Origin of the sequence: Photobacterium pectinilyticum (assembly GCF_024357955.1) — a bacterium.
In the GTDB taxonomy this organism is placed as follows: domain Bacteria; phylum Pseudomonadota; class Gammaproteobacteria; order Enterobacterales; family Vibrionaceae; genus Photobacterium; species Photobacterium pectinilyticum.
In genome coordinates, this window is the sequence record NZ_JANEYT010000107.1 from 1 (window position 1) to 13,567 (window position 13,567).

At 48.6% G+C, this 13,567-nt stretch carries 12 protein-coding genes; 7 read left to right on the forward strand and 5 right to left on the reverse strand.

Annotated features, from left to right (window positions below; genetic code table 11):
- Positions 1-256: 256 nt before the first annotated feature.
- Together NHN17_RS23780 and bamJ are read right to left on the reverse strand one after the other, a co-directional pair.
- Positions 257-745 (reverse strand): DUF2780 domain-containing protein, encoded by a 489-nt coding sequence (locus NHN17_RS23780; RefSeq protein WP_255045144.1) that lies wholly within the window; start codon positions 743-745, stop codon positions 257-259.
- A 210-nt stretch (positions 746-955) separates the two neighbouring features.
- The gene (gene bamJ / locus NHN17_RS23785; RefSeq protein WP_255045145.1) at positions 956-1,576 is read right to left on the reverse strand and encodes a BamJ family beta-barrel-assembly machinery protein; all 621 of its coding nucleotides are present in this window, start codon (positions 1,574-1,576) and stop codon (positions 956-958) included.
- 122 nt (positions 1,577-1,698) lie between these two features.
- Between bamJ and NHN17_RS23790 the strand changes: the two genes are divergently transcribed.
- Positions 1,699-2,412 (forward strand): LysM-like peptidoglycan-binding domain-containing protein, encoded by a 714-nt coding sequence (locus NHN17_RS23790; RefSeq protein ID WP_255045147.1) that lies wholly within the window; start codon positions 1,699-1,701, stop codon positions 2,410-2,412.
- 54 nt (positions 2,413-2,466) lie between these two features.
- Here NHN17_RS23790 and NHN17_RS23795 read toward each other — a convergent pair whose 3' ends face one another.
- The 3 genes from NHN17_RS23795 to NHN17_RS23805 all read right to left on the reverse strand — a co-directional run bounded on the left by NHN17_RS23795 (position 2,467) and on the right by NHN17_RS23805 (position 5,644).
- Entirely contained in the window at positions 2,467-2,916 is a 450-nt protein-coding gene (locus NHN17_RS23795; protein WP_255045148.1) for a GNAT family N-acetyltransferase, read from the reverse strand.
- 114 nt (positions 2,917-3,030) lie between these two features.
- The gene (locus tag NHN17_RS23800; protein ID WP_309243493.1) at positions 3,031-3,726 is read right to left on the reverse strand and encodes a Crp/Fnr family transcriptional regulator; all 696 of its coding nucleotides are present in this window, start codon (positions 3,724-3,726) and stop codon (positions 3,031-3,033) included.
- Positions 3,683-5,644, reverse strand: a complete 1,962-nt coding sequence (locus tag NHN17_RS23805) for a bifunctional 2',3'-cyclic-nucleotide 2'-phosphodiesterase/3'-nucleotidase (RefSeq protein WP_255045149.1) — start codon at positions 5,642-5,644, stop codon at positions 3,683-3,685. The genes NHN17_RS23800 and NHN17_RS23805 overlap by 44 nt, the downstream gene beginning before the upstream one ends.
- Before the next feature lie 410 nt (positions 5,645-6,054).
- Between NHN17_RS23805 and cysG the strand changes: the two genes are divergently transcribed.
- Genes cysG through cysQ form a run of 6 tightly spaced genes read left to right on the forward strand, consistent with a single transcriptional unit; the run spans position 6,055 to position 12,976 of the window.
- Positions 6,055-7,479 carry a siroheme synthase CysG gene (gene cysG, locus NHN17_RS23810; protein WP_255045150.1) on the forward strand — a complete coding sequence of 475 codons (1,425 nt, stop codon included), beginning with the start codon at positions 6,055-6,057 and terminating at the stop codon, positions 7,477-7,479.
- 13 nt (positions 7,480-7,492) lie between these two features.
- Positions 7,493-8,401 carry a sulfate adenylyltransferase subunit CysD gene (cysD, locus tag NHN17_RS23815; RefSeq protein WP_255045151.1) on the forward strand — a complete coding sequence of 303 codons (909 nt, stop codon included), beginning with the start codon at positions 7,493-7,495 and terminating at the stop codon, positions 8,399-8,401.
- A gap of 10 nt (positions 8,402-8,411) precedes the next feature.
- A complete protein-coding gene (gene cysN, locus NHN17_RS23820; RefSeq protein WP_255045152.1) occupies positions 8,412-9,836 on the forward strand; it encodes a sulfate adenylyltransferase subunit CysN in 1,425 nt (474 codons plus the stop codon).
- A gap of 5 nt (positions 9,837-9,841) precedes the next feature.
- The gene (locus NHN17_RS23825; protein ID WP_255045156.1) at positions 9,842-11,569 is read left to right on the forward strand and encodes an SLC13 family permease; all 1,728 of its coding nucleotides are present in this window, start codon (positions 9,842-9,844) and stop codon (positions 11,567-11,569) included.
- Between the two features lie 24 nt (positions 11,570-11,593).
- On the forward strand, positions 11,594-12,214 hold the full coding sequence (cysC, locus tag NHN17_RS23830; RefSeq protein ID WP_255045153.1) for an adenylyl-sulfate kinase: 621 nt from the start codon (positions 11,594-11,596) through the stop codon (positions 12,212-12,214).
- Positions 12,215-12,229: 15 nt separating this feature from the next.
- Complete coding sequence (gene cysQ, locus NHN17_RS23835; RefSeq protein ID WP_255045154.1) at positions 12,230-12,976, forward strand: 3'(2'),5'-bisphosphate nucleotidase CysQ; 747 nt, start codon at positions 12,230-12,232, stop codon at positions 12,974-12,976.
- Positions 12,977-13,567: the final 591 nt, after the last annotated feature.

Here is a 13,567-nt window from a genome sequence, read left to right on the forward strand (position 1 = left end):
AAAATAGGCCTTATAAACGCTCTAATTAGGCTATTACGAGTCAATATCAGGCGAGAAGAGCAAAGGAGCCTCCAACCGAGCTGGTAGGTAAAAAAATCGCGATCGCGGCCGCTCTCTAAAAAAGAACCCCACTTAAAAAGTGGGGTTCGTCAGCAATCTGAGCCTTACCCATTGCTGGGTAAGGCTTTTTTACATCATGCTGACAGAAAGGTAGGGCTTGCGCGGTATCTTTGCGCGCGTTTTTATCCGTAACTAGTTATCCTGCGGCTTGCCAGATGCTGCCGAGGTTATCCATCAGGGACGAACTGGCTCCCTGATCGCCCACAAACTGCATCACGACCGGTATGAACTGGCTTACCATGCTGGGATCCATACCGAGTGCACTGAAGATCTGGTTGATGGTATCCATATTGCCTAGCAACGCACTGGTGCCGGGAGGCAGACTGCCGGTCAGGGAGTCCAGCCCGGGGATCATCTGGGTTAGTTCGGTTGCTTGCTCACCACCAAGCTGGCTAGCGGCAATGGAAAGCAAGGCGCCAGCTCCGCCTGCGGCTTGCTCTGTCGAGACATCTAGCTGGCTGCTGAGTAAATCGGTAAGTGGGTTGCTAAGGGTGGATGCCGCTTCTTCGTCATCACCGCCGAATAAGTCAGAAAGGCTGAAGGCGTGGCTGGTGGCAGGTAATAGCAAGCAGCCAACAAGCAGCAGTAGCCAAGTTTTGGCTCGGGTTCGGGTCAATAGGTACATCTTTCGCAATCCTCCATGTAGGCGTCGACTATTGGGTTTCTTATTAAAGATTAGTCAGGAATGCGGCTTAGATACCAAATTCTATGGCAAAAAATGAATTAAAAGATAAAAAGGGACAAAATTTGGGTAGGATAATACGGGAAGGTGGTGATATTAGGCCAATAAAAAACGGTGCCAGAAGCACCGTTTTTGTCAGTAATCGCTGGGCGATTAAAGGATGTCTAGTAGTTCTACTTCGAATACTAGAGCTGCATATGGAGGGATCGCAGCACCTGCGCCGCGCTCACCGTATGCAAGGTCTTGTGGGATGTATAGCTTCCACTTAGAGCCAACAGGCATCATTTGTAGAGCTTCAACCCAACCAGCGATTACGCCAGTTACTGGGAATTCAGCAGGCTGACCGCGAGATACGGAGCTGTCGAAAACAGTACCGTCTGTTAGTTCGCCGTGGTAGTGAACGCGTACTTGCTTGTCTGAAGTCGGGATTTCACCGTTACCTTCAACAAGAACTTCGTACTGAAGACCAGATTCAGTTACTGTAACTTCTGAGCGTAGTGCGTTATCTTTTAGGAACGCTTCGCCATCAGCGGCTGCAGCTTTAGCTTGCTCTTGACGAACAGTTTCTGCACGAGTGTGTAGATCACGTAGTGCGTTGTTGATGTCGTCGACTTCGATTTCTGGCATATCACCAGTTAGAGAAGTAGCGATACCTTTGGCGATAGCAGCAACATTCAGGCCTTCTAGACCACTTTGTGCTAGTTGCTGGCCCATTTGAAGACCGATACCGTAGCTTGCTTTAGTTTCAACTGTATCTAGTTTTACGTCAGACATGGTGTCATCTCTTTAGTAGAATAAATAAAGCAGGCAGGATAACAGTTTCTCCCCCTAGGGGTAAACCATTGTAATAAGCTGTCGATGGATAGCGTGAATCAGATAGCGCTGGAGTGGAGTGTATGGGACAGGCCAAACGCCGTTCGAATAAAAAGAGTGAATTTACGTGGCCTCGTATCACCTTTGATAAGGAGGCGTTCAAACAGGGAGGGGCGGCTATTTGTGCCAAGCTTGCACCGCTGAAAAGCAAGTGGCAGCTGTTACCTAAACTGCATCGCCGTGCCTTGGCGGTATTGGTTCCGGTTACGGCTGTCTTATTGATCATGCCTGTAGGAAAGCAAACAGTGCAGGTTGAGTCATCCGAGCCTGTTCGACGTGAGTTGTCACTGAACTTGGAGAGCCAGCAACCACAAAATGTGGCGGTAGGGGATAGGGAAGAGCCGGTATCGCCGCCTCGTCCTTCTCGTATCAGGCCATTAGATCCGGTTGAGAGTCAGCCTGTTGCCTCCAAGCCTGCAACCAAGCAGCCAGAAAAAACGGTGAAAGCGGCGTTATCTCAGTCAGCAAGTGCTGATTGGCAGCGCTATCAGGTAAAAAGTGGCGAGACCCTCGCCAATATATTCCGCCAGCATAACTTGCCGCTCAATGATCTCTATGCGGTGGCTGCGATTGAAGGCGATGACAAACCACTGAGCCGAATCAAGGCTGGCCAATGGTTACGTTACCGCCAGACTGCGCAGGGTGGTTTGGACGCTCTGCAAATTGAACGTCGTAACAGCGAGTCGGTATTGTTTTTCCGCCGCTCCGATGGCAGTTTTGTTCGCCGTACCCAGTAGCGCATTATTTGCGCCTAGATAGAGACAAATAAAAAAGCCACCTCTGTGGCTTTTTTATTTGGTGATCCGCATATCGATATGAGGGATGCCATCCTCAAGGTATTCAGCAGAGAACGCCTCGAAACCATAGCGCTGGTAATAATGTTGTAAGTGCGACTGAGCGCCAATCTCAATGGTTTTCCCTGGCCACAGTTGTTCGGCCATCGCTAGCCCTTGCTCAAGCAGCGGATAACCCACCCCTTTGCCACGTATAGTTGGCGATGTCACAACCCGACCAATGCTGACGCCATCATAGGTCGTACCTTCAGGCAATAGGCGCAAGTAGGCAATCAATGTCTCTGCTTGATAGCCGAGTAAATGGTAAGTTCCGGGGTTTTTGTCATGGTCATCTAAGTCCGGGTACGCACAAGTCTGCTCAACCACAAAGACATCGCTACGCAGCTTGAGTAAGTCATAAAGCTGGTGTGTGGTTAGTTGGTCAAAGCGAAGGCATTGCCATTGCATTACATTCTCCTGGTGGTTGATGTGGTTCATAGGCCCATCAGGATAAATGAACCCTATAGGCTTGGCATTAACTTAAGGTAAGTTGAGCTGTTATTTTTGCTGTTATTTTTGCTGTTATTCACAGCTTCGGATCCGGCTCAGACTGGTGGGGGTAATGCCAAGGTAGGAGGCAACTTGGTAATCGGCAAGTTGTGCCTGAAGATCAGGGAAGTGTTCGCAAAACAAGGTATATCTCTCTTCCGGGGAATGGATGAGCATAAAGCGCTCTTTATGCTCCTTAAACAGTAGTTGGCGCTCCAGCAAGGCCATATAGAGGCGAGGGCTGGTCGTTTTCCATTGTTCGATAAGTGTAAGGGGCAGTGCCAGTAACTGGCTAGCTGATAAGGTTTCCAGTACATATTCGGAAGGTCGGCCAGTCAGTAGGCTTTCAAAGCCGATGATAAGCTCTTGTTCCCAGTAAAACTCCTTGCTGAAGTGACGGCCTTCAGGCGTTAGGTAACTGGCATGGCAAATACCTTCAGCCAGAAAATAGGCACAGTCAGGTTGCGCGCCTTGGTTGAGCAGGATATGGCGGGTCGGCAGTTCCATCGGCTCTGCTGCCGCAATGGCTTGCTGGAGGGGCTCTTCATCGGCGCCATGGTTCTGGAGATACTGGGTCAGGGCTGTTTTCATCTTGTGCTCACAGGGATCAGATAACGCTCTATCATACCAAAAAAATACCGCAGCCGAGGCTGTGGTATTTTCATAGGCGATTCGTTCTTCTGACTTACTTTTGCAGGTCGATTCGGTAAACCGCAAAGCCGATTTCATCTTTACCGACTTTTTCCATTGGGTATTGTGCTTTGTCTTTGATGAAGCTGGCTGCTTTGTCGCCCGGTGAGGTTTCGAAAGTAACGTTTAGCTCTTTCTCGCTCTTCAGCGGGGCAAAACGCCAGTTGTTGTCGGCGCTTGGTGTTACTTCACCTTGCTCTTTGCTTACGCGGGTAATGTAATCCGCGACAACAGTGCGGTTTTCATCTGGCGAAGCAAATGCAATGTACTCTTCACCGGTACCGGCAAACTTACCGCTGTAAGCGCGGTAGTTGTTGGTGGCGATGATAAATGGCTGTGCTGGGTCAACAGGCTTGCCATTGAAGGTCAAATCTTGAATACGTTCTGATTTGTCGTTGATCAGCTTACAGTCGCCATCGTAACGAGCTGGCTGGGAAACATCGATGGTGTAGTTGACGCCGTCGATGACATCAAAGTTATAGGTGCGGAAACCATCCCAATTGATCAGGCCTTGCTGCTTGGTGCTGTTCAGGTCGATTTGGTTGAATTGGCCTGCAGAGCATTCCAGCCATTCTTTCACTTCTTTACCTGTAACTTTCAGTGCCACTAGGGTATTTGGATACAGGTAGAGATCAGCTGCGTTACGGAAGGTAAGCTGTCCAGATTCCACTTCGGTAAAGTTTGTTGGATCGTTTCCACGGCCGCCGGCCTTGAATGGAGCCGCTGCAGACAATACTGGAATACCGTCTAGATCCGGATCGCCTTGGATAAAGCGCTCAACGTAATCCTGCTGGGCAAGGCTGACGATCTGTACCGTTGGATCGTCTTGTACCAGAGCTAGGAAGCTGTACATGACATCGTTGGCTTTGCCGATAGGCTGGTTAACAAATTCGCGGGTGCCATCGTGCTCAGCTTTAATGGTCTCGACCATTTTCTCGTCAGCTTCAACAATCGCTTCGCCTTTGATCTTATCGAAGATTGGGCGGGCTTCTGTCTGAGCGCTGGTTACCGTCCAGCTATCGTCTTTCTGCTTCAAAACCAAGTCGATCACACCCAGGTGATCACCCCAGCGGCCTGGCATGACTGCTGGAATACCGTTGATGGTGCCTTTCTCCACATCGGTATTTGGCAGGCTAGCGAATGCTGTGCTTGGGAAAACAGCATGTGAGTGACCGAAGGCAATCGCATCGATACCTTCCACTTCAGTGAGGTAATACACCGAATTTTCAGCCATGACTTTGTAAGGGTCTGTCGACACGCCCGAGTGCGGGATTGCGACAATGATATCAGCACCCTCTGCTTTCATCTGAGGGACGAACTTTTCAGCAGACTGTTTGATATCTTCAGCCTTGACCTTGCCTTCTAGGTGGCGCTTGTCCCACACCAAGATTTGCGGTGGCACAAAGCCGATGTAGCCGATCTTCACTTCGTGCTCGGCACCATCAGTGTCCTTGAATGTGTGAGACTTGATCACATAAGGTGTAAATAGGTTTTTACCTGTTTTCAGGTCGTAGACGTTGGCATTGACATAAGGGAAGTTCGCCCCTGCAATGGCTTTGTCCAAGAAGTCTAAGCCGTAGTTGAACTCGTGGTTACCGATGTTACCCACTTCATAGTTCAGTTGGTTCATCGCTTTGTAAACGGGGTGGATATCACCCTGGTTTAGGCCCTTAGCCGCCATGTAATCGCCCATTGGGCTACCTTGGATCAAATCCCCGTTATCAACCAAAACACTGTTGGTTACCTCAGACTGGGCTTGCTTTACCAATGTTGCTGTACGGACGAGGCCTGTTTTTTTGGTCGGCTTGTCTTTGTAGTAGTCATAGTCCATGACATTGGTATGGATATCCGTTGTTTCCAGGATGCGAAGCTTGATGGTGTCTGCTGTAGCCGGTCCTGCCATAGCCAGCATGCCACCCAAAATCGCAACCGATAAGGGTTTGGCTGATAACTTCATAATTTTCTCCGTGAGTTCGGTATAGGAAAGCGTGCATAAGGTAACAAAAACGCTTCCTAAATTGCGTAAGAGAATAGCTTTTATGTGTGATTAATCGCGTTTTTCTGCGTATTTTCTCGAGTTGTTGGAATAGGTTGGATCAGAAAACAACATTTTGGCTACGCATAAGCCTAGGCCAAAAAGTCATAGCTTATGAGGAAATAGCCTATATCACAGTGATGGAGCATCCCTTTCCCGACAATTATAGGGTTTTGCCCAAATAAGCTGATTTATCTCTGTTTTTATCGAGCAAGCGAGAGTTATATCTTGGGGCGAACTTTTTGGAATAAAAAATGAAATTTAAGAATTTCAGGTAATAAATCACCGCAACTATAGTGCTTCTATCAACGGATTCTCAGGGGCACTCTCATATGGACTATCTGCCAATTTTTGCTGATTTAAAGCGCCGACCGTGCTTGGTTGTCGGGGGCAATGATATTGCTTGGCGCAAGGCGAAGATGTTGTTAAAGGCAGGGGCCGACGTAAAAGTCATCAGCCCGGAGCTGTCTCCTCTTTTCCAGCAAGCGGTCGATAACGGCCAGTTAACTTACCAGGACGAGGAATTCTCGCCACATCACCTTGATGGCATTTTCCTCGCGATTGCCGCTACTGAGCGCAAGGCGTTAAACGCTCTTGTTTACCAATCAGCCAACCAGCGGCAGGTGTTGGTCAATGTGGTGGATGATACTCAGCGCTGCAGTTTTATCGTCCCAGCGGTTGTCGACCGTTCACCCATTATCGTCGCCGTTTCGTCATCGGGCCAAGCGCCGGTACTGGCAAGATTAATACGTGAAAAGCTCGAGGCATTACTGCCACAACACCTCGGCCTAATGGCTACGATCGCGGGACGTTTTCGTTCTCGCTTGGCCAAGACGGTCACATCATTCTCGGCCCGTCGCCGTTTCTGGGAGCAAGCTTTCAATGGGCGTTTTTCCTCATTGGTAGCTGCTGGACAGATTGAATCGGCCGAGTATGAACTGGATCAATTGAGCCAAGGGCAAAGCTTTGGTGGCGAAGTCGCTCTTATTGGTGCTGGTCCCGGGGATGCTGGGCTACTGACTCTCAGGGCGTTGCAATTATTGCAACAGGCCGATGTGGTGCTGTTCGATTACTTGGTATCGGATGAGGTGATGGACTTAGTCCGTCGTGATGCCGAGCGTGTGTGTGTTGGAAAGAAAGCGGGCTTTCACAGCGTGCCTCAAGGGGAGACCAACCGCTTGCTGGTGAAATATGCTGCCAAAGGTAAGCGTGTTGTTCGCCTAAAAGGAGGTGATCCCTTTGTCTTCGGCCGCGGTGGTGAAGAGTTGGAGGTCTTATTTGATCACAATATTCCGTTTGAGGTGGTACCGGGGATCACTGCAGCGGCGGGGGCAACGGCGTATGCTGGCATTCCATTGACCCATAGGGATCATGCCCAAACGGCGATGTTCGTCACAGGGCACCTAAAAGCCGGTAGTGATCAGCTCGACTGGCAAACCTTGGCCAGGGGCAATCAGACTTTGGTCATCTATATGGGACTGATGAACTCCTCAGATATCCAGCAGCAGCTGATTCAGCATGGCCGCGAGGGTACCACTCCGGTTGCGATCATTGAGCGTGGTACTCAGCCAACCCAGAAGGTTTACAAAGGCCAACTTAAAGAGTTGGGAGAGTTAGCTCAACAGGCGGCTTCCCCGTCACTGATCGTGGTGGGTGAAGTGGTCAATTTATCAGAAAAATTACATTGGTTTGGAAAGCAACCACAGCCGGATTATCCCAATGCGGATGAACAAGGTGCTGTGGTGAAACTGGCTTAGCATGGAGAGAGTAATGGACCCGAAAAGATTCACCCATTTAAAGCAACTGGAAGCGGAGAGTATTCATATTATTCGCGAGGTTGCCGCCGAGTTTGATAACCCAGTCATGATGTACTCCATCGGTAAGGACTCCTCGGTCATGCTACATCTTGCCCGTAAGGCCTTTTACCCGGGGAAGATCCCGTTTCCGCTTTTGCATGTCGATACCGATTGGAAGTTCCGTGAAATGATCGAGTTTCGTGATCGGGCTGCCGAGAAATACGGCTTTGACCTGCTGGTACACAAAAACCCTGAAGGGTTGGCAATGGGGGTGGGCCCTTTCACCCATGGCTCATCCAAGCATACCGATATCATGAAAACCCAAGGTCTCAAGCAAGCGCTGAATAAATACGGGTTTGATGCCGCGTTTGGTGGCGCGAGACGTGATGAGGAAAAGTCTCGTGCTAAAGAGCGGGTTTACTCATTCCGTGACAAGAACCATACCTGGGATCCGAAGAACCAAAGACCGGAGCTATGGAAGACCTACAACGGCCAGATAAACAAAGGTGAAAGCATACGTGTCTTCCCGCTATCTAACTGGACTGAATTGGATATCTGGCAATATATCTACCTCGAAGGTATCGAGATAGTGCCTTTATATCTGTCGGCCGTGCGACCGGTTGTTGAGCGTGATGGCATGTTGATCATGGTTGATGATGACCGAATGAAACTTCAACCCGGTGAACAGATAGAGCAAAAGAGTGTGCGGTTCAGAACCTTGGGCTGTTACCCACTGACGGGAGCGATTGAATCAGAGGCCGATACGCTCACCGGCATTATTGAAGAAATGCTGGTGGCCACCTCCAGTGAACGACAAGGTCGGGCGATTGATCATGATCAGTCCGGCTCGATGGAGCTCAAAAAACGTCAGGGATACTTCTAAGGAGAGAGTAATGAATAGTGCAATTGAACAACAAGTGGCCGAGCTGGGTATTGAAGCCTATCTCGACCAGCATCAACACAAATCTCTACTGCGTTTTCTGACGTGCGGGTCGGTAGATGATGGCAAGAGTACCTTGATTGGTCGCCTACTCCATGACTCGCAGCAGATTTATGAAGATCAATTGGCTGCCATTCATGCCGATAGCCAGAAGGTCGGGACGACCGGTGATAAACCAGACTTGGCACTGTTGGTTGATGGCCTTCAGGCCGAGCGGGAGCAGGGGATCACAATTGATGTCGCTTATCGTTATTTCTCGACCAAAAAGCGTAAGTTCATTATTGCCGATACACCTGGACACGAGCAGTATACCCGCAACATGGCGACCGGAGCCTCAACCTGTGATGTGGCCGTTATCTTGATTGATGCCCGTAAAGGGGTATTGGATCAGACTCGCCGCCACTCCTACATTGCCAGCCTGCTGGGGATCCGCCATTTCATCGTGGCTATCAACAAAATGGATCTGGTGGGCTTTGAACAGTCACGTTTTGAATCTATCCGTGATGAGTACCTCGCGTTTGCCGAGCAGCTCAATCCACAACTGGACATCAAGCTGGTACCGCTATCCGCTCTGGAAGGGGACAATGTCGTTGACCTCAGCGATGAGACTCCTTGGTATGATGGTGAATCGTTGCTAGCGATGCTGGAATCGGTAGATATCAATGTTGACCGCCAAGCGGGAGATTTCCGTCTGCCGGTCCAGTATGTGAATCGACCTAATTTAGATTTCCGTGGCTTTGCTGGCACTGTCGCATCGGGCACGATCAACGTAGGTGATGCCATTAAGGTGCTTCCATCGGGTAAGCAGTCTCATGTTGAGCGTATTGTGACTTTTGACGGTGATTTGCCTGCTGCCTTTGCGGGCCAAGCTGTAACGCTGACATTGGCCGATGAAATTGATATTAGCCGTGGTGATACCTTGGCTGCTGCCAATAACGAGGTCCCATTAGGCAACCGAGTGCTCGCTGACATTGTGTGGATGGCAGAAGCACCGCTTGAAGTGGGACGGCAATACGATATTAAAGTGGTCGGTAAAAAGACAGTGGGGAGCATTTCAGCTATTCGTCATCAGGTGGACATCAACAATCTTGGTACATTTAAGACTGACAGTCTGCCGCTGAACGGTATTGGTTTATGTGAAGTGACCCTGACAGAGTCAATTGCCGTTGATCCCTACCTTAATAGTTCAGATACTGGTGGCTTCATTATTATAGACCGTCTAACCAATGTCACCGTTGGTGCTGGGATGGTTAGAGAAGCACTTGCCGCAGAGCAAACCCTCACCTCAACATCCGCGTTTGAAGTGGAGCTCAATGCCTTGATCCGTAAACACTTCCCTCATTGGCAGGCGAAGGACATCAGTAAGTTGTTGGGATAATGATGATGCAATGGGAACAAGGAATGGTTCTCGCCATGTTAATGGTGATTGTAACCTGCCTGCTAACAACAAGGATCAAGCCTGCATATTTGTTTGCGGGAGCGGCCTTCGTTGGCTTTCAGGCTGGGATGATTGATCTGCCGACGTTGGCAGGCAATTTTACCAATTCATCACTATTGACTTTGGTGTTGCTGATCCTTGTTTCTATTGGATTGGAAAAAACCCGGTTGATCAGCTGGGTCGGGAAGCAAATATCAAGTGGGGGGCAATCGACGGTGGTAGCGAAGTTAGGGTTATCTACCGCCTTCCTTTCTTCCTTTACCAATAACACAGCTGTCGTGGTGTCTTTAATCGGAGCGATCAAGCGCAACCAGCGCCATGCCCCATCGCGCTTGTTGATCCCTTTGTCCTATACCGCCATATTGGGCGGGACACTTACCTTAATTGGCACCTCGACAAACTTGATCATCAATAGCTTTGTTGAAGATGCTGGGTTGCCCAGCTTAGGTTTCTTTGCGCCAACGACGATTGGCCTGGCAGTATTGGCTGTGGGTTTGCTGATATTGATCCCGCTGAGTTATTTGCTTCCTATCTATGACGAGAGCTCACAGGACGATCTGCCTTATTTCTTGGAGGCGAAAGTTGTTGGGGGCTCCCCTTTGGTCGGTAAAAGCGTTGCCGAAAATGGCTTAAGAGCGCTAAGACGGTTGTTTTTAGCGGAGATTATTCGTGATGGCCAAACACTGGCGCCGGCCTGTCCTGACACACAGCTCAAGGCTGGTGATACTTTGCTATTTTGTGGCGATGTGGAGAGTGTAACGACACTACAGGAAATTAACGGGCTCCAGTTGTTTGGTCAGCATCACCTTAATGGTCAGTCCATGCTTGAAGTTATCGTTAGTCATTCAGCCGGAATCCGTGGCAAGACCTTAAAGAGCGTCCAGTTCCGCGAGCGATTCGATGCGGTTGTTGTGGCTATTCGTCGTGGCCATGAACGATTAGCTGGTGGGCTGGGGAACATTGAACTGCATGCTGGCGATACCTTGGTGGTAGTGCCGGGAAAAAACTTCAACACTAAAAAGCAGCAACTTAATCGTGAATTTGTTCTCGTGAATGGACTGGATTCGAGTGCCAGGCTGGATAGCCAGAAAAGTACGATGGTTCTCTTTGGTTTCATGCTGGTTATCGCGGCGGCGTTATTGGATGTGTTACCTATCATCAAAGGTTTGGCTGGTTACTTAGTATTACTGGTTGCCTTCGGAGTGGTCTCGTTTGCCGAACTTAGACGACGGTTTCCTATTGATATTGTGGTGATTGTCGGCTCGGCCTTGTCACTCGCTCAATTGATGTTATCGAGCGGGCTCTCTGAACGAATGGGAGATATGCTGATGACCGGGTTTGCAGGGGGGGGGATGTACGGTGCTTTAGTTGCTGTGTATCTACTTACTTTAGTATTAACGGAGCTTGTGACCAATAACGCGGCAGCTGCATTGGCATTCCCCATTGCTTACAGTCTATCGCTGAGTTATGGCGTTGATCCTATGCCTTTCATCATGGCGATTTTATTTGGTGCCAGTGCCAGTTTTATTTCTCCTTATGGTTATCAAACTAACTTATTGGTCTATAGCGTGGGGAATTACAAGCTGAAAGACTACTTACGTGTTGGGTTGCCAATTTCACTGGTGTATTCGGTCGTCGTACTGGCCTTGATACCTCGACTTTTTCCTTTTTAATGATAAACGTATATGGAGTCAGTTATGACGTCGGTTTTTCGTTCGACAAACAATGACAACATTGTTTGGCATACTCACCAAATCGATAAAGCCTTCCGGGCCGATCAGAAAAAACAACAACCATGTGTACTGTGGTTTACAGGGCTAAGTGGGGCGGGTAAATCGACGGTTGCCGGGGCATTGGAGCACCGCTTGGCAGGAATGGGTTATCACACCTATTTATTAGATGGCGATAACGTTCGACATGGGTTGTGCCAAGATCTTGGATTTTCCGCGGAAGACCGCCGGGAAAATATTCGTCGAATTGGCGAAGTGGCAAAGCTTATGGCCGATGCGGGGTTGATTGTATTAAGTGCATTTATCTCTCCCCACCGCCACGAACGTCAGTTAGTGCGTGACATGCTTCCTTCTGGAGAGTTTCTGGAAGTGTTCGTAGACACACCGCTGGATGAATGTGAAAGGCGAGACCCGAAAGGCTTATATAAAAAAGCGCGTGCAGGTGAGATCAAACAGTTTACTGGCATTGATTCAGAGTATGAGCAGCCATTAGGCGCTGAGGTTCATTTATCTGCGGGTCATGATGATGTGCAGCGATTAGTTGATCAATGTGTCGATGTACTGAGAGATCGAAAAATTATTGAATAACGAAAGGAGTGATGTGTGGGAAACCAGCTTGAGTCACTGTACCAAATTGCATTGGAAGCCGGTGAGGCCATTATGTCGCTTTACCACTCTCATATTGAGGTGTCAGAAAAAGAGGACCGCAGCCCAGTTACCGCGGCCGACTTAGCTGCAAATGCAATTATTTTAAAAAGGTTGGCAGCATTAACACCCGATATCCCCATTGTTTCTGAAGAGTCAGCACATATCCCTTGGTCGGAGAGAAAAAACTGGCAGCGATTTTGGTTAGTTGACCCTTTAGATGGCACGAAAGAGTACCTCCGTAAGAATGGTGAGTTCACCGTTAATATTGCGTTGATAGAAGATGGGCAACCGGTCATGGCTGTTGTTCATGCTCCTGCCCTTGGTCAGACGTGGCTAGGTAATGGCTGTCAAGCTTGGCTCGTTAGAAATAATCAGCGAGAAAAAATCAAAGTAAAACCTGCCAGTTCGCCGGTTGTGGTCGGGAGCCGTTCTCATCCTAGCCCGAAGATGGAAGAGTTCTTAGCGCAGCTTTCTACATACCAATTAGTCGCGGTGGGCTCGTCATTGAAGTTTTGCTTAGTCGCTGAAGGGCGAGCTCAATATTACCCGAGGCTTGGTCCTACAATGATGTGGGATACTGCAGCAGGTCAATGTATTGCTGAAAGTGCAGGAGCTATTGTTAAAAGCCTTGATGATGCTCCACTGCGTTATGACCGTGAAAATCTGCTAAACCCTTCTTTTATTGTTAGCCTACCGAGCTAGATCTCTTTATAGGGCTAATATGCCCTCTTTTTTAAAGGTTCTACCACACAGAGAGTAGTTATTGTCTACGCTTAACGTTGCGCTTCAATAACAATGGGTACTTGAAGCGTTGCTTTGGCCGTTTTTTGTGTTTTTTCCCCGTTTACGTTTCTTTTGTCATCAATTGGCAAAAAAAGTCAAAAAAACCATTGCTAATACTTTAGGTGCCCCTATAATGCCGCCTCACCAACGGGATGACGGCTTATTAGTAAGCTATTCACAAATTGTGGATAACTTGTTGGTGATTGGCCTGCTAAGTTTTGTTGCCATTTTTGAGCTTGACTCTGAAGTGTAAATGATTAGAATTGCCGGCCTTGCTTGTTAAAAACGATGAGTTCTTTAAAATAAGAATGTATCTATTAACAAGCCTTGTCAGTAAAGAGTTTCGAAAAATGTTTTTTGAAATTAGTTGTTGACATCGAGGTTAGCGCTGGTAAGATACGCAGCCTCAACCGACACACAGTGTCGAGTTAACGTTCTTTAACAATTTGACCATGCAATCTGTGTGGGCACTCGTGAAATGATAGTCAACAAAAGAATTATCAATGAAAC